The following is a 25,901-nucleotide window of genomic DNA, read 5'->3' as shown; positions in this document are numbered from 1 at the left end:
AAAAGATGGAAACATCCTGGGGGAAGGATTATATGTAATGAAAATTGCGTTCGACCCGAACAAGAACGAGCGCAATATTCGGGAGCGGCAATTGCCGTTCGACAACGCGGCGGATTTCGATTGGGAAACCGCCATGGTCGCGATCGATGACAGGTTTGACTATCCCGAGGCGCGTTATGTCGCGGTCGGCTTCGTGCGGGAGAGGTTGCACGTATTATGCTTTACCCTGATCGCGGATGGAATCAGGGTCATCAGTTTTCGCAAGGCCAACAGCCGGGAAGTGAAACGGTATGAGCAAAAAGCCACTGACCGATAAGGAAGGCGAGGTCCGGGAACTGACTGCAGAGGATTTTGCATCCATGCAGCCGGCGGAAAACGTGCTTCCCTCCACCCTGCTGGATGTGATCGCAAAAAGGCGGCAGGGCCAGCGCGGGCCGCAGAAATCGCCGACCAAAACCCGGGTAACACTGCGCCTGGACACTGATATCGTCGAATATTTCCGGGACAACGGCCCGGGATGGCAAACCCGGATCAACCGGACCCTGCGTCGGGCCATGGGAGAAAAATAATAGAGTGATTTTTCGGGGCAAAGTGCACAAGATCACCCTTGCTTCCCGAACCGTCGGCGATATGGTCATCGCCAATAAAGTGTGTTAAGTGCGCCGGCACATTGTAGCCGGCACCCTTGGAAAGAGAGCCAGAAACCCTTTCATCCCGGCACTGCGACGGAACTTTTTATTAGCTTTGAGTGTAACGCTCCGCGCAGGAACAATGCCAAAGATCAACAAACGATTGTCTGCAAGAAGGAACTCAATATGAGCGACATCGAAGATCGCGTCCGTAAGATCGTCGTCGAACACCTCAACGTCGAAGCCGACAAGGTCACTGAAAAGGCCAGCTTCATGGACGACCTGGGCGCGGATTCGCTCGATCAGGTCGAGCTTGTGATGGCTTTCGAGGAAGAATTCGGCGTGGAAATCCCCGATGACGCCGCCGAATCCATCCAGACGTTCGGCGACGCCGTCGCATTCCTGACCAAAGCAACCGCTTGATCCGGCTTTGCGCCGATAAAGCGTAAGCTCATGTCCATGCGTCGCGTCGTCGTAACCGGTCTCGGGATCGTCAGCCCTCTGGGCGTCGGTCACGAGACTGTCTGGTCCAACATGCTGGCCTCGAAAAGCGGGGCGCAGCGCGTCACCGATTTCAAGGTCGATGACATTCCATGCCAGATCGCCTGCCGCATTCCGGTTGGCGACACTGCCGAGGGGAAATACAACCCCGACGACTGGATGGACGTCAAGGAACAGCGCAAGGTCGATCCGTTCATCACCTTTGCGATGGCGGCATCGACCCAGGCCCTGCGCGACGCGGGCTACGAGGCACGGACCCAGGAGCAGCAGGAGCGCACAGGCGTCCTGATCGGCTCGGGTATCGGCGGGATAGGGGGCATCTACGATGCCTCCATCACGCTGGCCGAAAAGGGTCCGCGCCGTATCAGTCCCTTTTTCATACCCGGGCGCCTGATCAACCTGGCGTCGGGGTATGTTTCCATAGAACACGGCCTTAAAGGGCCCAACCACTCGGTCGTCACCGCCTGTTCGACCGGCGCGCATGCCATTGGCGATGCGGCCCGGCTGATCATGCTCGACGATGCCGACGTGATGGTGGCGGGGGGAACCGAATCCCCCGTCAACCGGCTTTCGCTGGCAGGCTTTGCCGCCTGCCGCGCGCTTTCCACCGGTTTCAACGACACGCCCGAAAAAGCCTCACGCCCCTATGACAAGGACCGCGACGGATTTGTGATGGGCGAGGGAGCCGGCATCGTCGTGCTCGAGGAATACGAGCACGCGAGGGCCCGGGGCGCGAAAATCTATGGCGAGATCATCGGCTATGGCCTTTCGGGCGACGCGCACCACATCACCGCGCCCGCCGAGGATGGCAATGGCGGCTTCCGCTCGATGTCCGCGGCGATAAAGCGGGCGGGAATTTCCGCATCCGATATCGACTATATCAACGCCCACGGCACCTCGACCCCGTTGGGCGACGAGATCGAGCTGGGCGCGGTTACCCGCCTTCTGGGCGAACATGCCGCCAATGTCGTCATGAGCTCGACCAAGTCCGCGACCGGGCACCTTTTGGGCGCCGCCGGTGCGATTGAGGCGATCTTCTCGCTGCTCGCCATGCGCGACAATATCGCGCCGCCCACGCTCAATCTCGACAATCCGTCCGTCGAGACGGTGATCAATCTCGCTCCGCACAAGCCGGTGGAAAAAGAGATCAACGTGGCACTGTCCAATTCCTTCGGGTTTGGCGGCACCAACGCTTCGCTGATCTTCGGCAAGGTGGGCTGACGCGGCCCAAACCTCTTGTTTTCGCCGGAATTTTTCGACCATATGGCGACTGGAGCACGTCAGCGTTTAATGGAATCGTGCAAGGTATAGCAGCGCGGCTGCATGGCACTGGACCCCGGGAACAAGTCCCGGGGTGACATTGGAGGTGGGGAAGATCGCGCCAAAACACCGATGTCATTCCGGGATTTATTCCCGGAAACCAGAGCGATCTTGCTAAGGCCGCCGGAGCGCCATTTCCATTAAAAGCTGACACAATCTAACGACGCCCGCCCGCCAAGCGGAGGCCAAGAATCAGGGATGAGCTGCCGTCATGGCTGAACGAAAGAGAAGGGCGCGCCGCCGCTCCGGAAACGGTTTTTTCGAGGCGCTCAACGGACTTCTGACGCTGGTGCTGATCGTGCTGATCGCCATAGCGGGCGTGCTCGTCTATGGCGTCATGACGTTCAATGCCGACGGCCAGTTCGAGGAGGACCGCACCTTCGTCGTCGAGCCGGGAAATGCCGTGACGACGGTGGCCCAAAGGCTCGAAGAGCAGGGCTTTATCTCCAACGCCCTCATTTTCCGGCTCGGCGCGCGCGCGCTCGACCGTGAAGCTGCTCTCAAGGCGGGCGAGTTCAATATCGCGGCCCGGTCCTCGATGAACCAGATCCTGCGCGAACTGACCGAAGGCCGCGCCATCCAGTATCAGGTGGTGATCCCCGAGGGCTTCACCTCCTGGCAGGTGGTGGAGCGTGTCAACGCCGACGAGAACCTTACCGGCAACATCTCGGTCCTGCCGCCCGAGGGCAGCCTTTTGCCCGGGGCCTACAGCTATCGCCGGGGCGACACTCGTGAGAGCGTCGTCTTGCGGATGACCGAAGCCATGGACGCCGCGCTGGCCGAGGTTTGGGAGGGCCGCAACGAGAGCGTGCCGCTCGAAACGCCCGAAGAACTGCTCATTCTCGCCTCGATCGTCGAAAAGGAAACCGGCCTTGCCAGCGAGCGCCAGCGGGTGGCGGGCGTGTTCGCCAACCGCCTGCGCATTGGCATGCGGCTTCAGTCCGATCCCACGATCATCTACGGGATCACGCTTGGCCAGTCGACGCTGGGACGCGGGCTGCGCCGCTCGGAAATCGACGAGGTGACGCCCTATAACACCTACCAGATCGACCGCCTGCCGCCGGGGCCGATCGCCAATCCGGGTATCGAATCGCTGGAAGCCGTCGCCAATCCCGACGACCACGATTATCTCTATTTCGTCGCGGCGGGTGCGATCCCCTCGGATGGGCACGTCTTTGCCCAGACCTATACCGAGCACCAGCGCAATGTCGCCGCCTATCGGGAGATCGAGCGGCAGGCCGCCGAAGCGCGTGCCGAGGCCGAGGCGCAGGCCGCAATGGACGCGCTGGCCGCCGAGGAGGCCGAGGAAGCCGGCGTAACCGGCGAGGACGCCGAAACCGAAACGGACGGCCAATGAGCAAACCGCTCGCATCGATGACCGGGTTCGGTCGCGCCTCGGGACAGGCCGAGGGCGCGACGATCCTCGTGGAAATCAAGTCGGTCAACGGGCGCGGGCTGGATATCCGCACGCGGTTTTCGCCCGGCCTCGACAGCCTCGATGCCGATGTCCGGCGTTTGGTGAGCGAACGCGCCGCGCGCGGATCGTTTTCCGTATTCGTCAATCTCCAGCGCGATGCCGCCTCGACCGAACTGGTCATCAACCAACAGGCGCTCGATGCGATCCTCGAGGCGATGAACGCGCTGGGCGAAAGGATCGACGCCCGCCGCCCGAGCCTCGATGGCATTTTTGCGCTCAAGGGTGTGCTCGACACCAAGGAGGCCCCGCTGCTGCCCGACGCGGAGGAGCGGCTCAACGCGGCGGTGTTGTCCTCTGTCGACCTCGCCATGGTCTCGCTGGTCGAAAGCCGCCGGGTGGAAGGCGAGCGGATCGGGGCCGTTCTTGGCGCGCGGCTGGACGAGATTGAGGCGCTGACCGCCGCCGCCGAGGCGCATCCGGGGCGCTCGCGCGAGGCCATTCTGGCAAAGCTTGCCGAACAGGTGGCAACGCTTGCCGATTCCGCAAGCATGCTGTCCGAGGACCGGCTGCACGCCGAGGCGCTGCTGCTGGCGACCAAGGCCGATATTCGCGAAGAACTCGACCGGCTGACCGCCCATGTAAAGGCGGCGCGGCAATTGCTTTCTCAGGGTGGCCCCATCGGGCGCAAGCTCGATTTTCTGTCCCAGGAGTTCAACCGCGAGGCCAATACACTCTGCTCCAAGAGCAATGATGTGGGCCTGACCGCCATTGGCCTTGACCTCAAGGCGGCGATCGATCAGTTACGAGAGCAAGTGCAAAATCTCGAATAGGGGGGAGCGCTTCCAGGAAAAGTGGACACCGGTTTTCCGGTTCGGAAGCGCGACAACGGAAAAGCCAATGGATTTCGCCCGCCGCGGTGTCATGCTGGTTATCGCTTCGCCGTCGGGCGCGGGCAAATCCTCGATTTCGCGCGCGCTGTTCGCGCAGGACCCCAATATCGAGCTTTCCGTGTCGGTGACGACGCGCCAGCGCCGGACCGACGAGGTGGACGGCACGCACTACCATTTCATCGACGTGCCCGAATTCGAGGCGATGCGCGACAAGGGCGACCTGCTCGAATGGGCCGAGGTGCACGGCAATTACTACGGAACGCCCCGCAAGAGGGTGGAGGAACGCCTGGCGGCGGGCAAGGATATCCTGTTCGATATCGACTATCAGGGCACGCTCCAGCTCTACGACAATTCCCGCCCCGACATGGTGACGGTGTTCATCCTGCCGCCCTCTATCGCCGAACTGCGCGCCCGTCTGGAGCGCCGGGCGCAGGATAGCAAGGAAACCATCGACAAGCGACTGCGCAACGCGCTGATCGAACTCGGCCACCACAGGGAATACGACTTTGTCCTTGTCAACGAGGATCTCGAACAGTCGGTGCAGATGGTCGGCTCCATCCTCGCCAGCGCCCGCCTCACAAGGACGCGGCAGACAAAACTCGATGAATTCGTCGAGGATCTGAAGGCCCAGATCGCGGCGCTGGAATAGCCTGCCATCTTGATGGCAGGGTGCCCTGGGCCTATATTGAGGCCAAAGGAGAACGTCCGTGGCCCAGCCTCAACTTTCAGTCAGAAGCGCCAAGGCGCGCGACCTCGCGCACCGTCTTGCCGCGCGCGAGAATCGGACGATCGCGGAAGTGGTCGAGCGGGCGCTGGAGATGTATGCGGTCGGTGGAAAAACACAGAGTCCAGCGCCGGATTTCTTCACACGGCTGGTTGAGGAAAATCCCATCGAAGAGGATTTTGACTGGGACACTTTCCTTGCTGAACAGCGCAAGCCCCATAAGGGCATCGACCTTTGATCTTTCTTGACACCAACGTTGTGTCGGAAACGTTCCGCAAGATGCCCGATCCGAAGGTTTTGCACTGGCTCAATGTTCATCGTTTTGAACTCGCTATTCCATCGATGGTAATTGCCAAGCTCAATTTCGGCATTGAACGGAAGCCTCCTGAACAGCGTTCTTCGTATCTGGCCGAACGGTACGCCGGATGGAAAATGCAGTACGAGCATTCGATATTCGACTTCGATGGCCGGGCGGCTGTGGCGTATGGCCATTTGATGGGGCACGCAGAACGACTCGGAAGGCCGATGTCCGTTCCCGACGGCATCATCGCGGCCATTGCCCTCGTCAACGGAGGCCGCCTCGCGACACGCAATCTGCGCGATTTCGAGACGACCGGGCTCGACCTTATCTCGCCCTGGGATTAACCCCGCCGCAGCCTTGCGACAGTCCGCGCCAGTTCCACATAGGTTGAAACCGGCAGATTCTCCGCACGCTCGTCACCCTTCAATCCCGTCGCATCGAACAATGATTCCAGCGGCACTCCCAGACCCTTTAAACTTTGCCGGATCATCTTGCGGCGCTGGCCGAAGGCGTGGCGGGTGATTTCTTCGAGCGCGCGGACGGGAACGTCCGGATCGACCGGCCTGGGAACGAGATGAACGACGGCGGAGGTGACCTTGGGCGGCGGGGTGAAAGCGTTGTGATCGACCTTCATGACCATACGCGCATCGGTGCGCCAGCCGCACAGCACGCCGAGGCGGCCATAGGCGGCGTCTTTTTCCGACGCGACGATGCGGTCGGCCACTTCCTTCTGGAACATCAGGGTCAGCGAGGAAAACCATGCCGGCCACGGCTCTTGCGAGAGCCAGCCAGTGAGAAGGGGCGTTGCGATGTTGTAGGGGAGATTGGCGATGATTTTCGTGTCGCCATCGGCCAGCGCGCGGTAATCGACCTCGAGCGCATCGGCTGAAATCACTTCCAGGCGGCCCGGAGCGGCGGCGGAAATTTCCGCGAGGGCGGGCAGGGTGCGTTCGTCGCGCTCGATGGCGATGATTTTTTTCGCGCCTGCCGCCAGCAGCGCGCGGGTTAATCCGCCGGGCCCCGGTCCGACCTCGATGACGGTGGTTTGCGACAGGTCGCCCGCCGCGCGCGCGATGCGCATGGTGAGGTTGAGATCGAGCAGGAAATTCTGCCCGAGTTCCTTTCTGGCGCGCAGGCCGTGCTCGGCGATCACCTCGCGCAAGGGGGGCAGGTTATCGATTCCGCTCATACAATCGCATCCGCAAGCCGGATGGCGGCCAGCATCGAGCCGGTCGAGGCCTTGCCCGTGCCTGCCAGCGCAAAGGCCGTGCCGTGGTCTGGCGAGGTGCGCACGAAGGGCAGGCCGAGCGTGACGTTGACCCCGGCGTCGAAGGCGACGGTCTTGATGGGGATGAGCGCCTGATCGTGATACATGGCGATAACCACATCATATTGCCGCCAATGCGGGGGATGGAAGAGGGTATCGGCGGAAAGCGGGCCGGTGACGTCCAGCCCGTCCTTGCGTAGAGCATCGAGGGCGGGCGCGATGATCCTGACTTCCTCAAGTCCAATCGTGCCGTCCTCGCCCGCATGCGGATTGAGCCCGGCGACGGCGATGCGCGGGCGGGCGATGCCGAACCGCTCGCGAAGGTCCTTTTCGACGATGCGTACGGTTTCATCGATCAGTTTCCCGCTGATCGCACCCGGCACCTTTGATAGCGGGATATGGATGGTGAGCGGCACGGTGCGCAGGTCGTCATGGGCGAGCATCATCACCGGGCGGGGCGTAACCTCGTCTTCGGCGGCAAGGGCGGCGAGAAACTCGGTATGGCCGGGGTGATCGAACCCGGCTTCATAAAGCGTTGCCTTGTGGATGGGGGCGGTGACCAGCGCGCGGAAACGGCCATGACGGATGCCGCGCACGGCGGCGGCGATGGCGCCGACAACGACCGGGGCGGCGTTGGGATCGGCAATGCCGGGCGTATCCTCAATACTGCCTTCGACCGAAACGACCGGCAGCGCCGCATCGAAACCGGTGAAGTCGTCCCCGGCCATCGTTTCAATGGCGATGTCGAGCCCGAGACGGGCGGCGCGGGCGCGCAGAAAACCGGCATCGCCGAAAACCGCGAAGGGGGGCAGGGCGAGGGACTGCCCCCCGGCATAGAGCGCGAGGATCAGGTCGGGGCCGATGCCTGCGGGCTCGCCCATGGTGACGGCGAGCGGTAGCGGCCCCGCCATCGTCTACCTGCGCACGATCGCGGCCTGCTCGCGCAGCCGCGTCAGATAGGCTTGCGCTTCGGCCTGGAGAGCCTCGGTGCCCTGTTCCTCGCGCAACTCGTCCTTGATGAAGGCGAGGTCGCGCGCTTCGGCCTTTTCGCAGATCGCCAGCATCGAAACGCCGGTCTCGACGACCCGGGGGCTGGAAATCTGACCGACATTGAGGCGGGCCAGCTCGTTGGCTATCGCCTCGGGCAACTGGGTGGCATGGCGGCGGCCAAGATCGCGCACGGCGGCATCATTGAACTGAAGTACCAGATCCACCGCCGTGTCGCATCCGGTAAACCGGCTGCGATACTGATTGGCCTCAGCGGTGCGCCGCGAGGCGGAAGCGCCCGATCCGGGCGCGATGACGAACAGGACTTCCTTGAGAATATAGTCGAAGCTCGAAGTCTCGCGCACCTGTTCGGCGGCGCGCAGGTCGAGGTCGAGTTCGGAAAGCTGGATGCGCGGCGAGATCGCGGTCTGCACCACAGCCTGCCACGCCACCGCCGCCTCGAGCCGGTTGCGCAGCGTCTGGGGGTTGACCCCGTTCTGGGTGAGGATCTGGGTGAGGTTGGTGACGCTCACGTTCATGTTGCGCGCAATGCTCGACACCGCGTCATCGATCTGGCTTGAAGAGACGTTGATGCCCAGGCGCCCGGCTTCGGCCAGCTTGATGGTGTCCTCGATCAATTCGTTGGTGGCTTCGCTGGAGCGGGCCGCATTGGTCGCGCCCCGGCCCTCGATCCGCAGGAGCTGGGCGCGCTCGTTGATCATCTGGTCGGTGATCGGCGTGCCGTTGACGGTGACGCGCACTGCCTGCGCCTGCGCCGCCGTGGCCGCGAAAAGAAGGCCCAACGCGAGAAAAGCCGTTGCGAACCGTGCTGCAAATGCGCGTACCATAGTTCAAACTCCCGGGCGCCCAATGAATGTATCGCGCCTGTCCTTAACCAAGAATGCGGCCAAAATCCGCTTCCGCCGGGCACCGAAAACTAGCGGAAGCTCTCCTGATCCCAGCTATAACCCAGCCCGACGACTTCCCTGTTGGCCGCCGCGCGCAGGCGCAGGTGGAACTCCACCCTGAAATTGTTCGACCAGCCATCCACCGGACCCTTGAAACGGGTGCCGACGCCAAAGGCCAGATACTTATCGTCATACTCCAGCGCGCCGGTGGTTGTCAGCAGTTGATTGCCCACGAGATCGTAGGAGGTGCCGAACTTGATCCGCCAGTAGTCGGAAACCGGAAGGGTGACGTTGGCGCCGACATCGTGGCGTTCGCGCGTGATGCCCAGCGCCGGATTGACGTCCGCCCAGGCATAGGTGCCCGAGACGGTATAGCCCTCGTGAGAGACCGAGGCGCGGGCGTTGGCGGCGGGAATGGTTCCCGTGACGGGATCGAACTGGGCGCTGCCGCCGCCGCTCAAGGCCCCGATGCCACCTTCGAGGCTGGCAACGATATAGGAGGAGGCGCGGTCGAGGCTCGTGCCGATGCCGGCGGTCGACCCGTCGGAAACGGTATAGCCATTGAGTCCGGCAAGATGGTGGGTCTGGCCGATACTCGCCGCAAGCCACCCGCCATGGTCAAAGCTTGTATTGAGCGCCAGCCCGACATTGCCCCTCAAGCCGGTCTCCTGCCGGTCGGCGCCGGAAAACCGGTTGAAGGAAAAGAGGTTGGAGGTGTGGAGCACAACGTTCTGGGAATCGTCGTTCGTGATCCCCGGCACCACGGGGCCGTCGCGATAGACCAGTTGCGCGATGGGTTCGATGACTGTGGTTGTGCCGCCGGTGCGCATCATCAGGGGATAACGGATATCGAGGGCGGCGATGGGCGTGGCGGAAAAAAGGGTCTGCGCGGCGGGGGTGCTTGTTCCATCGTAGTCGGCAGCCTCCGCGCGGACGCCCAGATAGGGCGAAACCTCGAAGCCGCCCGGCACGACATACTGGTTTGTCCATCCCGCCTGAATCATCAGGTGGGCGGACTGGCCCTCATATCCGTGGACATAGCGCTGGCCGCGGAAAGTGGCTGAGCGATGATCCTGCAGGCGCGTCAGGCCTAGAAGGCGGGCCGAGAATTCGACCTGCCCATTGCCGGGGCCGAGATTCTCGACGTACTCCACCCTTGAATTGGGATGGGTAAGCGCCTGCCGCTCCACGGCGTTCCGATGGTTAGTGGCCGTCCAGGTGGAAGCTGCATCGCCTACCGGCACGAACTGCTGGATTCGCGTATCGGCAAAGGTCGCGTCGTTGAGATAGGTCGCATAAATCTCGTTGCGGACCGTGCCTGTCGCGATCCGGTAATCGGGGAGATAGCCCGGATCGGTGAAGGCCGTATAGGACCAGCCCAGCGTCCATTCATCGGTCGGTGTGAATGTGCCCGTGGTCTGCGCGTATCCGCGCCAGTCCCGATCCGCAAGGCCGTTGTAAACGGAAGGGTCGAGCTGATAGATCGCGGACCCGCGCACATTGTATTGAAGGTCGCCCACGCGCTGTCGCCATTCGGCGCCCAGCATCACGCCCTGCTTTGAAAACAGGGTCGGGGTCAGAAGGACAGTGCCGCCCGCCACCTGATAGCGGAAGAACGGAAACGACATCCCGACGCCGTAGTTCTGGTCATAGCTGAGGACCGGCATCTCGAAATCGCCATCGGCGGGCAGGACGAGCCATGGCAGCCAGAGCACCGGTACGCCCAAAAGCTCGAGCGATGGCTGCTCGTAATAGACCACGCGGTCGATTTCATCGGTGGTGATGCGGGCGGCGCGCACCTTCCAGCCGATCGTATTGCCGTTGGCGTCGATGCAATCGCCGCATGGGGCATAGGTGCCCTGCTCGTAAACGCGGTCCACGCCTTCGGAGAACCGGGTTTCGGCTGCAGTCACCCATGTGCCGTCGGGATAGGCAACGGTCAGGCTTTCAAGGAATCTCTGCTTGAAACCGTCTTCGAGCTCGACGCGGTCGGCCACATATTCAAGCCCCTCCGCGTCGATGAAGGCGACATTGCCGACCAGTTCCACCTTGCCCGAGCGCTGGTAATAGACCGCGCGGTCGGCCGTGACGCTGATGCCGGCGTACCGGATGCCGACATTGCCTTGCGCGACCACGGCATCGCCGGCCTGATCGAACACCATAGTATCGGCTTCGAGCGAGAGCCTTCCAGGCACCTCGGCGGGAATGCGCGAAAAGAAATCGGGCGGGATGATCTGCTGGGCATGGGCGGCAAGGGTGGGCGCAAAGGCAAGCGCCGTGGCGCACACAAGGGTGCGCGCAAGGCGTCGTGCGCCTTTGCTGGGCGGCCATGCCCCCATCATACCGTCCCGTCTTCACGCCTGAGGATGATCGTCAGCCCGATGCCGATGGCACCGACCGCCGGCCCCCAGGCTGCCGCTATAGGATCGAGAACGCCGGCCGAACCTGCCCGGTCGGCCATCTCCATAACCAGAAACACAATCAATCCTAACGCGATACCATAGAGAATTGTCCACCCATAATGCCCTGCTCTTCGATAACCGGCGGTAAAGGCAAACGCAATCAGCAATGATCCTACGAGAACGAAGGGAATGGCGTTGAGCTTCTGAAACCGCGTTTCCGCCGCCGCGCGCGCGAAGGGGTCGGCAATGCCCGTTCTAAGAGCGCTGCGAAGGCCGAACCACGAAAGGTCCTCGGCGGTGCCGAGCTTGAGGCTGAGTTCGGACGGGGTGGCTGTCGTTGAAAGGGCGAGGATATCGAAGGGCTCGGGTGCCCGGTCGACATCAAGCACCGTTCCAGTGTGCAGCACCCAGCGGCCCGGCTCGAGGATCGCGCGCTCGGCGTGGATGCGCGATCCGGTCTCCCCGTCATCGAGCAGTCGGAACACAGAGATATTGCGCAATTCCTCCCCGCCTTGCAGGACGTTGCGCGCAAAGAGCATGTAGTTGCCGTCTTCGCCAGCCTGATTGAACCACGTCGCCCGATTCTGCACGCCATAGGCGCGGCCCCATCCGATCTGGGCGGCGTCGAGCTGTTGATAGATGCGGATGGCGTAGGCATCGACCACGGTCGTGACGAGCGTTCCGAAAACCAGCGTCATCAGGATCGGCCAGCGCAGCGCTGCCCAGATCGAATGGCCCGCAGCGTTGATGATGACCATTTCCCGGTGTGTCTGAAGGTCGATCAGCGCTACGATCGATCCGATCAGCACGGTGACCGGCAGCCCCAGCAGACTCCAGCGCAGGGCACTCAGGAATGCGAGCCCCGTCGCCGTCCACGGGCCTGCCAGCGAGGCAGTCTGGTTGAACCGTCCCGTGTCGAGAAATTCGACCAGCAGGATGATGCCGAAGAAAATGCCGACGACCAGCCCGATACGTGCGGCAAGACGACGGCAGAGAAGGCGCCCGATCCTGCTCATCGCGCGCGCCTCAAAAAGTGAAGGCCCCAATCGGCCCGCGATGCCTTGCGCCAGAGGAGCAGGAGGCTGGCGAAAAGGATGAGGGCAGGGGCGGTGTAATGGTTCGCCCCGCCACCGGCGAAGGCGCTCACGGCCTGTTCTCCAAAAGCCACCAGCAGCACGACCAGTTCGAGCGGCACGCGTTTGGCCGCCCGTTTGCCGTCCGGGAACGCGCAAAGCGCGGCAACGAACGCACAAAGGGCGAGCGCACGCAGGGTATCGGCGAGGCGGCTGTGGATCGCATCGATGGTCGGCTGGGGAGTGTCCAGTTCCCCGGCGGCAAGCTGGCGGAAAAGGCGGATGGTGTCGGCCTGATCGATCCCGCGCGTTTGCGATCCCGCTTCGATGAGGCTGGCGAGACTGACATGGTACTGCACGAAGCGGATCTGGCTCAACCCCTGCCGCCCGCCGCTCTCATACTGGATGGCGCCGTCGTTGAGGATGAGCTGGTAGCCGTCCTCATCCTGCAAGACGCTTGCCGTTTGGGCGAAATAGGTGCGGCGTGTGTCGGGATTGGTGGAATCGTCGAAGAAAAAGTCGACAAGCGTGCCGTCCGGCTGCCGCCCCGAGATGGAAAAGACCAGCCCCGCCTCAACCTCGGAAAAGCGGCCCGGAACCAGCGCGCGCCCCACGATGTCGGCGGCGATCTCGGCGGACCAGTCGGCCGCGACGCGCCGCGAGTGCGGCTCGATCCAGTTGGCGACCAGCGTTACGGCGGCGGCGCCCACCAGCGTGAAGGCGAGGATGGCGCGCCAGAGCGCCCCGGTGCGCTGGGCCGCATGGATGGTGTGCAACTCGCGCGACTGGTGCAGCGCCCGCAGGCCGCGTACGAGGCCAATGGCAAAGCACACATAAAGGATGGAGCGCGCGAAGGTGGGTGTCGTCAGCGCGCTCTGGCCCATGAGGGTGAAAAAGTTCTGTCCCTTGGCCGAAACCAGATCGAACAGCCGCAGGAGCTGCATCAGCCAGATCAGCACGCCGCCCGCCGCAAAGATGGTCAGCGCCTGCGCGAGAAACTGGGTCAACAGGTAGCGGGAGAGGCGATCCATAGTTTCCTTCGCTTTCGCCACGCGGGCGATAGCGCGCAATGCGTCAATACGATTCAATTTCAACGTTTTACCCCATGGGGGAAAGTGGCGGTAGCGCCCGAAGGCAACAGAGGGAAAGAAACGGGAAATTGAGCGGAAAAACGCCGCCCGTTCACAAAGGGGAGATTGACCTTGCGCGGGGCGATGCCGATGTTTGAAACGATTTGTCCCTGACCATACCCCCGAGTCGCTTCCCTCATGACCCAGTCCTTGAACGTCGCCGTCACGCAAAAGCGGGTCGCCCGCACGGGTGCCATCGTCATTTATGTCGCCGAGGGCGGCGGGCCGTCGGGGGCTGCGGAAACCATCTGGTCGCGCACCGGCCTCGATTTCAAACGGACCGCCGAGGCGACGGGGTTCGAGGGCAAGCCCGGCCACATGATCGATCTCGTCACGCCCGCCGGCCTCGACTGCGACCGGCTGGTGGTTCTCGGGCGCGGCAAGGACGAGGACATGAACGCCAGCACCGTGTGGTCCGACCGGGGCGGATCGCTTCTGGCCAAGCTCGATTCCCTCGGCGTGTCCGAGGCGGCGGTGCTGATCGACGAGCCGGGCCAGACGGCGGATGGCATCGCCGAATTGCTGGCGGGCGTGCGCCTGCGCCAATACGGTTTCGACCGCTATAAATCGGCGGCCAAAGCCAATGGCAAGCCTCAAACCCTGACGGTGACGGTGCATGTTGCAGATGATAGCGGCATCGAGGCGGCGATGACCCGGCGCATGGCGGCGGTCGAGGGAACGCTATTGGCGCGCACTCTCGTCAACGAGCCGCCCAACGTGCTCGGTCCGGTGGAATGCGCTGCGATCGCCAGTTCGCTTTCCGACCACGGCGTCGAGGTCGAGGTGCTGACCCCGGCGGAAATGGAAAAACTGGGCATGGAGGCGCTGCTGGCCGTGGCGCAGGGCTCGGAACGTCCGGCGCGTCTCGTCGTCATGCAGTGGAAGGGCGGCGCAAAGGGCGCGGCCCCCCTGGCGTTTGTCGGCAAGGGCGTGATTTTCGATACGGGCGGGATTTCGATCAAGCCCGCTGTCCCCATGTACGACATGAAGGGCGACATGGGCGGTGCGGCGGCGGTGATCGGGCTGATGAAGACGCTTGCCTTGCGGAGCGCCGGGGTCAATGCGGTGGGCGTCATCGGGCTGGTCGAGAACATGCCGGACGGCAAGGCCTACCGCCCCGGCGACATCGTGACGGCGATGAACGGCAAGACCATCGAGATCATCTCGACCGATGCGGAAGGGCGCCTGGTTCTGGCCGATGCGCTCTGGTACACGCAGGAGCGCTTCAAGCCCGCCGCGATCATCGATCTTGCAACGCTCACGGGCGCGGTGGTCGTGGCGCTGGCCCATGATTTCGCAGCGGTTTTTTCCAACGACGATGCGCTGGCCGACAACCTGATGGACGCCGGGTCCGCCTCGGGCGAAAAGTGCTGGCGGATGCCCATGGCGCCGGCCTACGCCAAGCTGATCGAAAGCCGGTTCGCCGACCTCAAGAACTCCGGCGGCCGGCCGGGAGGTTCGATCACGGCGGCGCAGTTTCTGGCCAATTTCGTGGGCGAGGTGCCCTGGGCGCATATCGACATCGCCGGCACGGCATTCGGCGCGCCGAACTCGGAGACCAACACGTCGTGGGGAACGGGCTATGGGGTGGCCTTGCTCGACAGGCTGGTGAGGGATTGTTACGAAGGGTAGAGTGGGCGGATACATCGCTGGCCCCTCATCCGACCTCCGCTTCGCTCCGGCCACCTTCTCCCACAAGGGGAGAAGGAGAATTGGGGCTCCTTGGTTCTTGAGCCCCCCTCTCCCCTCGTGGGAGAGGGGTTGGGGGTGAGGGGGCTGCGATGTCAGTGTTTGGGTAGGAGGCTACCGCCATGACAGAACTCCTTTTCTACCACCTCGAAACCCGGCCGCTCGAAGCCGTGCTGCCGGTGCTGCTCGACAAGACGCTCGAGCGTGGATGGACGGCGGTGGTCGAGGTGGGGTCGGCGGAGCGGCTCGAGGTGCTCGATGCGGCGCTGTGGACTTATACGGACGACAGCTTCCTGCCCCACGCAGTCGCCACTGGCGGCGAAGACGACGCCATCCAGCCGGTGCTCCTGGCCAACGGGAAGAACAATCCCAACACGGCCAATGTGCGCTTTTATGTCGACCGCGCCACGCCTTCGGCGGGACAGGATTATGAGCGGCTGGTCTATATCTTCAATGGCCACGACCCCGATGCGGTGACCGAAGCGCGGGGCATCTGGCGCGAGCTCAGGGAAACCTACACGCTGACCTATTGGCAGCAGGACGGGAACGGGCGTTGGGCCAAGAAGGCCTGACGGGTCAGCGCTCCATCTTTTCGAGCTTGAGTTCGCGTATCAGGGCAAAACGCTCTCGTACCGGCATGACATCGTTGACGAAAAGCTCGAAGAAATAATCGGCCCATTCGTAGCAGAGGATGACTTCGCGGGTGGAGGGATCGTAAAAGGCGTTGACCTGCCCGCATTCCTCGGCGGTCAGCCGGACAGGGCGCGGCAGGACGTAGGACTTGCGCAGCCAGTCTGCCGTGTTTTCGAGAATCCGGTTCTGCTTGAGGATGGCGACGATCTCGTCATAGGTCTCGTCATGGTTGCGGTAAACCACCGATACCTTGCGATTGGGCGAATAGTCGTCGCGGACATGCGGCGCCAGCACATCGCGCCAGCCGTTCCGGGCGAGGCGCAGATCCTCGACGCAGGTTTCCTGCCGGTCGTGCGGAAGGCCCACGCGGGTCGCCAGCCAGGTGAAGCCGTCATAGTCATGGGCGACCATCAGGCAGGCCATGGCAAACGAGCGCTGGATGTCGAGGCTGTGCATGCCGTAGAAATCGGAATTGGAATAGCCGCGCCGGGGCGTCTGCCTGTCCGTATAGACCCAACCATCCATCGTATCGACGAGCCCTTCGATACTGGCGGGCGTGCTCTCCTCGAGCATGACGAGCGTGGCAAAGGTGTCGACCGCATCCTCCTCCTTGCCCAGAACCGGCAGGGCTAGCTGATCGACGAACATGTGGCCGATCTCGTGCAGAAGGGTGTGCCTTGTGTTGTTGAGCGTGAAGGTGATGGCCGCATCGCGCTGGGCGTTGGTCAGCTCTGCGGCGACGGCGGATGCTCCCGATATGGCGAGCATGGTGAGCGAAACGATGGTTTTGCGCAGCATTTTCATCGCTCCCTCAGACCATGCCCATAAACGGGCGCAGCAAAGCGTGCCGCGCCGCCGTCGTCAATTGCCCGCCGCCTCTTCGAGCGCGGCGCTCTTTTCCAGCCAGGTATCTTCAAGCGCGCCGATCTCGTCCTCGATCCGGGCTTTGTCGATCCCTAACTGTATGGCCTTGTCCGGCTCTCCGGTATAGATTTCAGGGTCGGCGAGGCGGGCATCGAGCTTGGCGAGGTCCTTGCGCTTCCAGTCAAGTTTTTGTTCGAGATTCTTGATTTCCTTGCGCAAGGGCGCCAATTCGGCGCGCCGCGCGGCAGCTTCCTGCCGCTCCTTCTTGCGGTCGGAAGCCGAAACGCCGTTGCCGCCAGCATTGCTGCCGCCCGAACCGCCGGTGAGCGAGCGCTGATAGCCATCCAGATCGTCATCGAAAACGCTGATCGTGCCGTTTTCCGCGATCCAGAGCGTATCGCAGGTCGCCTCCACAAGATGCCGGTCGTGGCTGATGATGAGGACGGCGCCCTTGTAGTCGTTGAGGGCGTGGACCAGCGCGTCGCGGCTGTCGATGTCCAGATGGTTGGTGGGTTCGTCAAGGATCAGCATGCCGGGGCCGTGGAAGGTGATGAGTCCCATCAGAAGCCGCGCCCGCTCGCCGCCGGAAAGGTCTTTTGCCCGTGTGTCCATACGCGAGGTCGACAGCCCCATCTGCGCGATGCGCGACCGTCTTCTGGCCTCGCTTTCGAGCGGCATCAGGTCGATGATGTGTTCGTAGGGCGTCTGCTCTGGCTTGAGCTTGTCGAGCTGGTGCTGGGCAAAATAGGCGACTTCGAGGGTTTTCGCGCGCTGCAGCTTGCCGTCCATGGACTTCAACTCGCCCGCGATCAGCTTGGCGAAGGTCGACTTGCCGTTCCCGTTGATGCCGATCAGCGCGATCCGGTCGTCGGGATCGATCCGGTTGGTGATCCGCTTGAGGACGGGGGTATCGCCATAGCCGACCGAGACGTCATCGAAGGTGATCATCGGCGAGGCAGGCGCCTTTTTGGGCTGCGCGAAGGAGAAGGGGGCCGAATGTTCATCGAACAGGGCTTCGGGCGGACGCAGTTTGGCGATCGCCTTCACGCGGCTCTGGGCCTGCTTGGCCTTGGTCGCCTTGGCGCGGAACCGGTCCACGAATTTCTGCATGTGCTCGATCTGGGCAAGCGTCTTTTCGCGCGCCTTGTTCTGCAACTCCATCTGCATGCGGCGCGTTTCCTCGAACGTGTCGTAGGCGCCCCGGTAGAAGGTCAGCTTGCCCCGCTCGAGATGGATAATGGAATCCACGGCCTTGTTGAGCAGGTCGCGGTCGTGCGAGATCATGAACACCGTATAGGGATAGGTGGCCAGATATTTTTCGAGCCACAGGGTCCCTTCGAGGTCGAGATAGTTGGTCGGTTCGTCGAGCAGCAGGAGATCGGGCTGCGAGAACAGCACGCCTGCAAGCGCCACACGCATCCGCCAGCCGCCGGAAAGCTCCGAGCAGGGGCCGTTCTGGCGATCGAGGCCGAAGCCCAGCCCCTTGAGGATGGAGCTTGCGCGCCCTTCAGCCGTATGGGCATCGATATCGGCGAGACGGGTATGGATTTCCGCGATCCGGTGAGGATCTTCGGCTGTCTCGGCTTCCGCGAGGAGTGCGGAGCGCTCCCGGTCGGCCGACAGCACCATGTCGAGCACGCTCATCGCACTGGCCGGCGCTTCCTGCGCGACCGCGCCGATGCGGGCGCGCCGGGCCATTTCGATCGAGCCCTGCTCGGGGGAAAGAAAACCCTGGATCAACTGGAACAGCGTCGTCTTGCCCGACCCGTTCTTGCCCACAAACCCGGTTTTGGCGCCGGTCGGCAGCGTGACCGATGCCCCGTCGAAAAGGGAGCGGCCCTGGATTTTGTAATGAAGGTTGGAAATCGTGAGCATGATAGCCGCTACCTATGGCGCGTCCGCGCCGAGCGCAAGCCCTTGCTGTTAGCGGAATTCATATCGATGTGTTACAATCTACCTACAGCGTACCCAGGAGAGAACACATGTCCGAAACCACTTTTACCTTCCGCGTCGATGAAGACCTGAAAAAGAAGTTCGCCGAGATCGCCAAATCCAAGGACCGCACGGGCGCCCAGCTTCTGCGTGACTTCATACGGGAGACAATCGCAAAGCAGCAGGACGAGGCGGAGTACGACGCTTGGTTCAAGGCGAAGGTTCAGCAGGGGCTGGATGATGCCGACGCAGGGCGAGTTTATACAGCAGAGGAAACGGAGGAATATTTCAGGAAACTCCGCGAGGAACTGCTCTCCCGTGAGGATATAAAGGTGTGAGGGTAATATGGACTGCTACCGCTCGAAGAGACCGTGAGCGAATAGCGCGGACCATTGCCGAAGACGACAGGCAGGCGGCGGTAAAGCTTGATGCAAAGTTTGGGAGAGCCGAAAAAGCTCTCTCGGTTCATCCGCATAGAGGACGCTTGGGCCGTAAGCCGGGAACACGGGAACTCGTGGTGCATCCCCAATATATTCTCATATACGTTGCCGACGCCCAAACCGTTACGATTCTGACTATCCTCCACGCCGCCCGGCGTTGGCCGTAGGCCAGCCGCCCCGTCTTGCCACCGCCATGCAGTGACGTTAAAAGGCGCCACCTTTTCCATTTCTTCCTTTATCTTTCAGGGACCACAGACCAGATGGCCATTCAGCGTACCTTTTCGATCATCAAGCCGGACGCCACCAAGCGGAACCTCACCGGCAAGATCATTGCCAAGTTCGAGGACGCCGGGCTGCGCATCGTCGCTTCCAAGCGCATCCGCATGACCCGCGAGCAGGCCGAGGCCTTTTACGGCGTGCACAAGGAACGCCCCTTCTTTGGCGAACTGGTCGATTTCATGATTTCCGAGCCGGTCGTCGTGCAGGTGCTCGAAGGCGAGGACGCCATTGCCAAGAACCGCGAAGTGATGGGCGCGACGAACCCGGCGGACGCTGCCCCCGGCACCATCCGCAAGGAGTTCGCGCTTTCGGTCGGCGAGAATTCGGTCCACGGCTCGGACGCGCCGGAAACGGCAGCCGAAGAGATCAGGTTCTTTTTCAAGGACGAAGAAATCGTCGGCTGATTGCCCGTACAATCGCTTAGATCGTTTCAGGTTTGATGGAAGCGCAGACTCCGGTAATTGCGGAATGATCGCCCTGGATGCCGGGAACGAGTCCCGGAATGACATTGGTGGCTTTGGCCGATACCTGCCCTATTCCGCCCGTCACCCCGGGATTCATTCCCGGGGTCCGGACCGAACCCGCCGCAATCGCGGGAACCTCGACGATTCCGTCAAATACTGACCTGCTCTAAGGGCCGTCCGGAAAGGGCGGCCTTTTTTATGCGCTCCGGACCTCGTCCGGCTTTTCCGCCGCCGCCGCGCTTTCGGCGATGGCCGAAATTTCACGAGCCAGGCGCTCCTCGCTGGCGGCAACGTCCCTGAACCAGTCGCTATAGCGTTCGAGCAGGGGAACGAAGGCGGCAAGGTCGTCCTCGGACCAGCCTGAAAAATAGTCCGCCATCATCAGCCATTTATAGGACCGCACCGCATCGGTGACCGCTCGGCCCTTGTCGGTCAATTCGACGATGGTGCGCCGGGCGTCGGCCTGGGAAACCGCGCGCCGGGCATATCCGGCGTTGACCATGTCCGAGACGATCCGGCTTGCCCGGGACGGGTCGATCAAAAGGCGTTCAGCGATGGTCCCTACCGTGTTCTCGCCGTCTGCGCCGGTTTCGTGAGGGGGCGAAGCGATGGCAAAGAGTACGTCGAGTTGGCTCTGCTCGATCGGCAGACCGAGCTTTTCGACCGCGCGGCGGCCAAGCGCGCGCTTGGACATCTGGCGCCGCCAGTGCTGGGTCACGGCATCGAGCCGCATCACGGCGTCCACCACTTGCGGATTGGCGCCGATGCGCCCCAGGACGGCTTCGAGATGATCGGACTTGGGTTCCATGATGCCCTCAAATTACATGCTATTGACATGTAAATGCGCAAGGCAGATATATCAACCTCGTTCGCCCCGGGAGTTCCATTTTGTCAGCCAATACCGCCGCCACGCAAAGCCAGCAGCCCGCCAACGTCAAACTCGTGATGGGCGCGGTGATGGCCACCTTCCTGCTCGCGTCGCTCGGCCAGACCATCATTACCACGGCCCTGCCGATCATTGTGAGCGATCTGGGCGGCATCGAACATATCTCGTGGGCCTTCACGTCCTATCTGCTCGCCGCCACGGTTGCCTCGCCCCTGTTCGGCAAGCTGGGCGACATGTATGGGCGTAAGCTGATCCTGCAGATCGGGATCGGTATCTTCCTTGCCGGATCGCTGCTTGCGGCGATTGCTCCGAACCTGCCGCTACTCGTCCTTTGCCGCTTTATTCAGGGGTTGGGGGGAGGCGGACTGATCGTGACCGCGATGGCCGCCATCGGCGATGTGCTCCCGCCGCGCGAGCGCGGCAAGGCGCAGGGCTTCATCGGCGCGGCCTTCGGCGTTTCCACCGTCGTGGGCCCGCTGATCGGTGGTGTGATCGTCGAAGCACTCTCCTGGCGCTGGCTTTTCCTCGTCAATGTTCCCATTGGCATCCTCGCCTTCACGGTAATTTCCATGGTCTTCAAGAGCCCGGTGGGGGGCACCAGGCGCAAGGTCGACTATGTCGGGGCGACACTTCTGACGACGGCACTTTCCGCCTTCGTCATCTATGCCAGCATTGGCGGCACCGTGATTCCCTGGCTCGCCCCCGAGGCGCTGCTGCTGCCGGTGATCGGAACGGTCGCGCTGGCCGCCTTCATCATCGCCGAACACCGGGCCGCGGAGCCGATCCTGCCGATGTTCCTTTTTCGCAACAACGCCTTTCTCGTCAGCAACGCTGTGGGCTTCGTCGTGGGCACGGCGATGTTCGGCACCATCACCTATCTCCCTTCCTACCTGCTGATCGTTCAGGGCTTTACCCCGACGGCGGCGGGGCTGGCGCTGCTGCCCATGATGCTGGGGATCATCAGCGCATCGACATTGTCCGGTATCCTCATTTCCCGGACGGGGCGCTACAAGCTCCAGCCGATCCTTTCGACAGCCATCCTGGCCTTGGGCATGGTGCTGCTGACGACGCTGGGCACCGATACGCCTTTTGCGCTGGTGGTGCTCTATGCGCTGCTGGTGGGCATCGGCATCGGGCCGGTGATGAGCGTGGGCGTCACCGCCGTCCAGAACGCGGTGCCGCCATCGGTGCTGGGAGTGGGCACGGCCAGCGTGCAGATGTTCCGCCAGATCGGCGGTTCGCTCGGGGTCGCCGCGCTCGGCGCGCTGTTTGCCAACCGGCTTGCCGCGGAAACGGCGGCGATCGGCTATCCTGAAGGCACCGCCGCTTATGCGACTGAGGTCCTTGCCGCACTGTCGCCAGACGGAAGGCTCGCCATGCTCGAAGCCTATGCCGCCGCGCTCCACCCCATTTTCTGGGTTGGGGCGATCGCGGCGGTGCTGGCTTCGCTGCTCGGCTGGCTGCTGGTCGAAGTACCTCTGACCGACAGGCGGGCGCCTGAACCCGCCGCAGCCGAATAAGGCACTGACAGGATAGGGCTGTCGCCTTACAATAGCCGGTAATCGAAGAGAGCAGGGGATCGATACATGGCTGCCGACATGACCGCCGGGGCCGTGCCGCCCGCGCGCAAGAGGCTCGCCGTGATCGACATGGCGCGCGGCGTCGCGATTCTTGCCATGATCGTCTATCATTTCGCGTGGGATCTGGGCTTTGTCGGCCTCGTAACGTTCGATGTGACGCGCGAGGCGGGCTGGATCGCGTTCCAGCGCCCCATCGTTTCGAGCTTCTTGTTCCTGACCGGGGTTTCGCTGGTACTCGCCCATGGCGAAGGCATCCGCTGGCGTCCTTTCTGGCGGCGATTTCTGCTGATCGGCGGCGCGGCACTGTTGGTGACGGCTGGAACGTGGTTCTTTTCGTCCGAAACCTTCGTCTATTTCGGCATCCTGCACGCTATCGCTCTGTTCGGGCTGATGGGGCTGGCCTTCCTGCGCCTGCCCGTCGCTGTGACGGGGCTGTGCGCGCTAATCATCCTCGTGTTGCCGCTGTTTTTTAAGAGCGATGTCTTTTCGATACGGCTCCTCTCATGGATCGGCCTATGGGATGTGCCCCCGCCCAGCGAGGATCTGGTGCCCGTGCTGCCGTGGTTCGGGGTAACGCTGGCGGGTATCGCCACCATGCGTGCGGTCAAGGGCACGCGGCTGTTGGCGGGGCTGGCCGGTATCGGCACGGCGGGCCTGCCGGGGCCGGTGCTCGTCTGGCTGGGGCGCTGGAGCCTCGTCATCTATCTCGTCCACCAGCCGGTCATGCTTGGCGGATTGATGCTCCTGACGGGTGGCGGTGTCGTCACCGAGCAGAACCAGACGCAAGCTTTCGAGTTCAGTTGCCAGGCGAGCTGTGCGGACAGCGGCGGCGAGGCGGGCTATTGCACCCGATACTGCGCCTGCGCGCTCGAGGAAGTTGCTACCCGCGATCTCTGGGCGATGCTCGAAAAGCCGGTGCGCTCCGAGAGCGAGGAGGCGTTGCTGCAGACGCTTGTCGACCAGTGCGCCATCCGCGTGATCGAGGAAAGCCTACCCGCGCCGGGGTCAGCCATAGGTGACGAGGAAGAACCAGACCGTTAGGCCCGCGCCATAGACGATGACGAAACCGCGAATGAATTTTGCCGGAATGAGAGTGGCGAAATAGGCGGCGCCAAAGCCGCCGACCACGGCGCCGGCCAGCGCGGCGGATCCCTCGACCCAGGCGATGGAGCCGGTTGCCGCAAAGCGGATGACCGCAACGACCGACACCACGGCCGACATGAGCAGTTTGAGCCCGTTCATCTCGTGGACATCGTTCAATCCCGCCAGCGCGAGGTAGGCGAGGAGGATAATCCCGAGCCCGGCATTGAAAAAGCCACCGTAAAAACTGACGACGAGCAGCAAAAGCGCCAGACTGATGGCACCAGCGGTCCGTGCGCCCCTGCCGCCCCGCGACCGGGCGGCAAGAAACCGGTTTATCCGTGCCCCGAAAATGTAGATGACGACGGCAAACAGCATCAGCCACGGGATGATGACCGAGAACTGCGCGTCGGTGACCCGCATCAGCAATTCAGCTCCGAGATAACCACCGGCAAGGCCCACGATGCAAAAAAGGACCAGCTTATCCTTGTGGGCGGCGATCTGCCGCCAATAGCCGAGGGCGCCGCTGACATAGCCCGGCAGGCAGGCATAGGTGTTGGACGCGTTGGCGAGCACCGGCGGAACGCCGGCAAGGAGCAGGGCAGGGAACATGATGAACGAGCCCCCGCCGGCGAGTGAATTGATCATTCCGCCGACAAGCCCGGCGGCAAACAGCATCAAAAGCGTCAATTCGTCCATCCCTATCCCGCCGCAGGTGTGCGGCTGGCAGAACCTGACCGGCTTTGAGGCTCAATGCAAAGCCAAATATGCGCGCTTTGCGCAGGGTGGAAACAGGGCCATCGCATATGAATCTGCGCTTGTGGCTTCACCCCTCCCCAAGCCTCCCCATCAAGGGGAGGGTGCTTCCTTTTCTTGGGAACTTTTCTACGCACAAGGCCAGCACCTCCCCCCTTGTAGGGGAGGTTGGGAGGGGGATCCGGCGAAAGCCGAAGCATATGCGATCGCCCTGAGGGTGGAAACGCCGCGCCTTGACGTTTGGCGATCGCGCGCCTATCTCTCGCCTCGGTTGAAGCGCCAGCCGTCCGCGTGGAGCCTTGGGCTCCTGTGGTGAAGGCTTCCACGTCGAACCCGTGCCGGCGTGCAACAAAGCTCGACATCGTTTCCCTTTTGGGCGGTGCCTGGCAATGCGGACCCCCAGGATCGATGACCGCCAAGGAGAAGACGATGCGCAACTCTGCATCCTTTCTGACGACGTCCGACCTCAAGGCCGAGGCGCGCTCCTGGCGTGCCGAACAGGCTCAGGCAGGCCATCCCGTAACCAACTCCCAGGCGCTCGAAATGGTCGCGCGCTTTCACGGCTTTCGTGACTGGAACACGGCCAGCGCCGTGCTTCCCGCAACGCGCGCGCCCGCTTTCGCGGTGGGCCAGGCGGTGAAGGGTACCTATCTCAAACAGCCCTTTACCGGGGTGATCATGGCGGTCGCGGCCATGGGCGGCGGCAATCTTTTCAGGATTACCGTGCAGTTCGACGAGCCGGTGGACGTGGTCGCGTTCGAGAGCTTTTCGGCCTTTCGCCACCGGGTGGTGGCGACGGTGAACCGGGAAGGCGTCTCCCCGAGCAAGACCAGTGACGGCGCGCCGCATATGGTAATGGCCGCCGCCGGCTAGGCCACGCCAGGTTGGGGGGTTGCCTTTATCGTCAATTTACGATGAAGTGTACCCCCCTTCCCAATCTTCCCGCGAGGACATCATGGCCCAACAGACCAAGCCTATCGACCTTTACTATTTCCCGACCCCCAACGGGCACAAGGTTTCGATCATGCTTGAGGAGCTGGGCGTGCCCTATGCGGTCCATCCGATCCATATTGGCAAGGGCGATCAGTTCAAGCCTGAATTCCTCGCCGTTTCGCCCAACAACAAAATTCCCGCGATCGTCGATCCCGAAGGTCCCGGCGGCCAACCGATCTCGGTCTTCGAGTCCGGTGCGATCCTCAAATATCTCGCCGAAAAGTTCGACCGTTTCTATCCCGAAGACGCCCGCGCGCGGGTCGCGGTGGACGAATGGCTGTTCTGGCAGATGGGCGGCTTTGGGCCGATGCTCGGCCAGAACCATCATTTCGCGCTCTACGCGCCTGAAAAGATTCCCTACGCCATCGAGCGCTACCGCAACGAGACGCACCGGCTCTACGGCGTGCTCAACAGGCAGCTAGAAGGCCGGGACTATATTGCGGGCGAATATTCCATTGCCGACATTGCCTCGCTGAGCTGGTCGCTGGGCTGGGAGCGGCAGGGGATAGATCTCAAGGAGTTCCCCAACATCGCCGCCTGGCAGGACCGCCTCAAGGCACGCCCCGCCGTCGAGCGTGGGCTGGCGTTGGCGCTGCCCGAGGATCAGAAGATGGACCTTGCGGACGACAAGGGCGCCCAGAACGTCCTGTTCAACCAGCGGGCGCGCTAAAGCCGGTCTGGCTTTAATGGAATCGGCAATCCCTCTCCCGCTTCTCCGGCGAAAGTGTACACTTCGTTCTGGATTTCGGTTATCAC

28 protein-coding genes are annotated in these 25,901 nt (G+C 62.7%); 18 read left to right on the top strand and 10 right to left on the bottom strand.

The window, feature by feature from the left end; all coding sequences use genetic code 11:
• Positions 1–37 precede the first annotated feature (37 nt).
• From DQG18_RS07760 to DQG18_RS07720, 9 genes are all read left to right on the top strand, one after another.
• Positions 38–316, top strand: a complete 279-nt coding sequence (locus tag DQG18_RS07760) for a BrnT family toxin (RefSeq protein ID WP_116653658.1) — start codon at positions 38–40, stop codon at positions 314–316.
• Complete coding sequence (locus tag DQG18_RS07755) at positions 291–569, top strand: BrnA antitoxin family protein (protein ID WP_116653657.1); 279 nt, start codon at positions 291–293, stop codon at positions 567–569. The genes DQG18_RS07760 and DQG18_RS07755 overlap by 26 nt, the downstream gene beginning before the upstream one ends.
• Positions 570–815: 246 nt before the next feature.
• Entirely contained in the window at positions 816–1,052 is a 237-nt protein-coding gene (locus DQG18_RS07750) for an acyl carrier protein (RefSeq protein WP_090595791.1), read from the top strand.
• 36 nt (positions 1,053–1,088) lie between these two features.
• The gene (fabF, locus tag DQG18_RS07745) at positions 1,089–2,351 is read left to right on the top strand and encodes a beta-ketoacyl-ACP synthase II (RefSeq protein ID WP_116653800.1); all 1,263 of its coding nucleotides are present in this window, start codon (positions 1,089–1,091) and stop codon (positions 2,349–2,351) included.
• Between the two features lie 310 nt (positions 2,352–2,661).
• Positions 2,662–3,807, top strand: a complete 1,146-nt coding sequence (mltG, locus tag DQG18_RS07740) for an endolytic transglycosylase MltG (protein ID WP_116653656.1) — start codon at positions 2,662–2,664, stop codon at positions 3,805–3,807.
• Positions 3,804–4,697 (top strand): YicC/YloC family endoribonuclease, encoded by an 894-nt coding sequence (locus DQG18_RS07735; RefSeq protein ID WP_116653655.1) that lies wholly within the window; start codon positions 3,804–3,806, stop codon positions 4,695–4,697. The genes mltG and DQG18_RS07735 overlap by 4 nt, the downstream gene beginning before the upstream one ends.
• 67 nt (positions 4,698–4,764) lie before the next feature.
• A complete protein-coding gene (gene gmk / locus DQG18_RS07730) occupies positions 4,765–5,406 on the top strand; it encodes a guanylate kinase (protein WP_116653654.1) in 642 nt (213 codons plus the stop codon).
• 58 nt (positions 5,407–5,464) lie between these two features.
• Entirely contained in the window at positions 5,465–5,719 is a 255-nt protein-coding gene (locus DQG18_RS07725; protein ID WP_116653653.1) for a plasmid stabilization protein, read from the top strand.
• On the top strand, positions 5,716–6,126 hold the full coding sequence (locus DQG18_RS07720; protein ID WP_116653652.1) for a type II toxin-antitoxin system VapC family toxin: 411 nt from the start codon (positions 5,716–5,718) through the stop codon (positions 6,124–6,126). The genes DQG18_RS07725 and DQG18_RS07720 overlap by 4 nt, the downstream gene beginning before the upstream one ends.
• Here DQG18_RS07720 and rsmA read toward each other — a convergent pair.
• The 6 genes from rsmA to DQG18_RS07690 form a co-directional block, all read right to left on the bottom strand.
• Positions 6,123–6,971 carry a 16S rRNA (adenine(1518)-N(6)/adenine(1519)-N(6))-dimethyltransferase RsmA gene (gene rsmA, locus DQG18_RS07715; RefSeq protein WP_116653651.1) on the bottom strand — a complete coding sequence of 283 codons (849 nt, stop codon included), beginning with the start codon at positions 6,969–6,971 and terminating at the stop codon, positions 6,123–6,125. The genes DQG18_RS07720 and rsmA overlap by 4 nt on opposite strands.
• On the bottom strand, positions 6,968–7,960 hold the full coding sequence (gene pdxA, locus DQG18_RS07710) for a 4-hydroxythreonine-4-phosphate dehydrogenase PdxA (RefSeq protein WP_116653650.1): 993 nt from the start codon (positions 7,958–7,960) through the stop codon (positions 6,968–6,970). Before pdxA ends, rsmA begins: the two co-directional genes overlap by 4 nt.
• 3 nt (positions 7,961–7,963) lie before the next feature.
• Complete coding sequence (locus DQG18_RS07705) at positions 7,964–8,884, bottom strand: peptidylprolyl isomerase (protein ID WP_116653649.1); 921 nt, start codon at positions 8,882–8,884, stop codon at positions 7,964–7,966.
• Positions 8,885–8,973: 89 nt separating this feature from the next.
• Positions 8,974–11,286, bottom strand: coding sequence for an LPS-assembly protein LptD (locus DQG18_RS07700; protein WP_116653648.1), 2,313 nt, complete (start codon positions 11,284–11,286; stop codon positions 8,974–8,976).
• A complete protein-coding gene (locus DQG18_RS07695) occupies positions 11,283–12,362 on the bottom strand; it encodes an LptF/LptG family permease (protein ID WP_116653647.1) in 1,080 nt (359 codons plus the stop codon). Before DQG18_RS07695 ends, DQG18_RS07700 begins: the two co-directional genes overlap by 4 nt.
• Positions 12,359–13,450, bottom strand: coding sequence for an LptF/LptG family permease (locus DQG18_RS07690; RefSeq protein WP_116653646.1), 1,092 nt, complete (start codon positions 13,448–13,450; stop codon positions 12,359–12,361). The genes DQG18_RS07695 and DQG18_RS07690 overlap by 4 nt, the downstream gene beginning before the upstream one ends.
• Before the next feature lie 237 nt (positions 13,451–13,687).
• Between DQG18_RS07690 and DQG18_RS07685 the strand changes: the two genes are divergently transcribed.
• Entirely contained in the window at positions 13,688–15,181 is a 1,494-nt protein-coding gene (locus DQG18_RS07685; protein ID WP_116653645.1) for a leucyl aminopeptidase, read from the top strand.
• Positions 15,182–15,360: 179 nt separating this feature from the next.
• Entirely contained in the window at positions 15,361–15,810 is a 450-nt protein-coding gene (locus tag DQG18_RS07680) for a DNA polymerase III subunit chi (protein WP_116653644.1), read from the top strand.
• Positions 15,811–15,814: 4 nt separating this feature from the next.
• Here DQG18_RS07680 and DQG18_RS07675 read toward each other — a convergent pair whose 3' ends face one another.
• Positions 15,815–16,669: a DUF4344 domain-containing metallopeptidase gene (locus DQG18_RS07675; protein ID WP_198669701.1), complete on the bottom strand. Its 855-nt coding sequence runs from the start codon at positions 16,667–16,669 to the stop codon at positions 15,815–15,817.
• 63 nt (positions 16,670–16,732) lie between these two features.
• The gene (locus DQG18_RS07670; RefSeq protein ID WP_116653642.1) at positions 16,733–18,610 is read right to left on the bottom strand and encodes an ABC-F family ATP-binding cassette domain-containing protein; all 1,878 of its coding nucleotides are present in this window, start codon (positions 18,608–18,610) and stop codon (positions 16,733–16,735) included.
• Between the two features lie 107 nt (positions 18,611–18,717).
• On the opposite strand from DQG18_RS07670, the gene DQG18_RS07665 reads away from it, so the two are divergent.
• The 3 genes from DQG18_RS07665 to ndk all read left to right on the top strand — a co-directional run bounded on the left by DQG18_RS07665 (position 18,718) and on the right by ndk (position 19,790).
• Positions 18,718–19,005 (top strand): CopG family ribbon-helix-helix protein, encoded by a 288-nt coding sequence (locus tag DQG18_RS07665; protein ID WP_116653641.1) that lies wholly within the window; start codon positions 18,718–18,720, stop codon positions 19,003–19,005.
• The gene (locus DQG18_RS07660) at positions 19,002–19,274 is read left to right on the top strand and encodes a type II toxin-antitoxin system RelE/ParE family toxin (RefSeq protein ID WP_116653640.1); all 273 of its coding nucleotides are present in this window, start codon (positions 19,002–19,004) and stop codon (positions 19,272–19,274) included. Before DQG18_RS07665 ends, DQG18_RS07660 begins: the two co-directional genes overlap by 4 nt.
• 93 nt (positions 19,275–19,367) lie before the next feature.
• Complete coding sequence (ndk, locus tag DQG18_RS07655) at positions 19,368–19,790, top strand: nucleoside-diphosphate kinase (protein ID WP_116653639.1); 423 nt, start codon at positions 19,368–19,370, stop codon at positions 19,788–19,790.
• Positions 19,791–20,046: 256 nt separating this feature from the next.
• Here the strand turns inward: ndk and DQG18_RS07650 are convergent, their stop codons facing one another.
• On the bottom strand, positions 20,047–20,658 hold the full coding sequence (locus DQG18_RS07650) for a MarR family winged helix-turn-helix transcriptional regulator (RefSeq protein WP_116653638.1): 612 nt from the start codon (positions 20,656–20,658) through the stop codon (positions 20,047–20,049).
• An 80-nt stretch (positions 20,659–20,738) separates the two neighbouring features.
• Here DQG18_RS07650 and DQG18_RS07645 point away from each other — a divergent pair, with 80 nt between their 5' ends.
• Both DQG18_RS07645 and DQG18_RS07640 read left to right on the top strand, forming a co-directional pair.
• Positions 20,739–22,256: an MFS transporter gene (locus DQG18_RS07645; protein WP_245958402.1), complete on the top strand. Its 1,518-nt coding sequence runs from the start codon at positions 20,739–20,741 to the stop codon at positions 22,254–22,256.
• 66 nt (positions 22,257–22,322) lie between these two features.
• The gene (locus DQG18_RS07640; RefSeq protein WP_116653637.1) at positions 22,323–23,357 is read left to right on the top strand and encodes a heparan-alpha-glucosaminide N-acetyltransferase; all 1,035 of its coding nucleotides are present in this window, start codon (positions 22,323–22,325) and stop codon (positions 23,355–23,357) included.
• On the opposite strand, the gene DQG18_RS07635 is transcribed toward DQG18_RS07640, so the two are convergent.
• On the bottom strand, positions 23,322–24,095 hold the full coding sequence (locus DQG18_RS07635; RefSeq protein WP_245958401.1) for a sulfite exporter TauE/SafE family protein: 774 nt from the start codon (positions 24,093–24,095) through the stop codon (positions 23,322–23,324). The two genes, DQG18_RS07640 and DQG18_RS07635, sit on opposite strands and share 36 nt — an antisense overlap.
• A gap of 486 nt (positions 24,096–24,581) precedes the next feature.
• Between DQG18_RS07635 and DQG18_RS07630 the strand changes: the two genes are divergently transcribed.
• Together DQG18_RS07630 and DQG18_RS07625 are read left to right on the top strand one after the other, a co-directional pair.
• Positions 24,582–25,025, top strand: a complete 444-nt coding sequence (locus DQG18_RS07630) for a glyoxalase superfamily protein (RefSeq protein WP_116653797.1) — start codon at positions 24,582–24,584, stop codon at positions 25,023–25,025.
• Between the two features lie 82 nt (positions 25,026–25,107).
• Positions 25,108–25,815 carry a glutathione S-transferase N-terminal domain-containing protein gene (locus DQG18_RS07625; protein ID WP_116653636.1) on the top strand — a complete coding sequence of 236 codons (708 nt, stop codon included), beginning with the start codon at positions 25,108–25,110 and terminating at the stop codon, positions 25,813–25,815.
• Positions 25,816–25,901: the final 86 nt, after the last annotated feature.

Source organism: Pelagibacterium sediminicola, from assembly GCF_003390885.1.
Classification (GTDB): Bacteria; Pseudomonadota; Alphaproteobacteria; order Rhizobiales; family Devosiaceae; genus Pelagibacterium; species Pelagibacterium sediminicola.
This window is presented reverse-complemented; position numbering and strand designations above follow the sequence as displayed.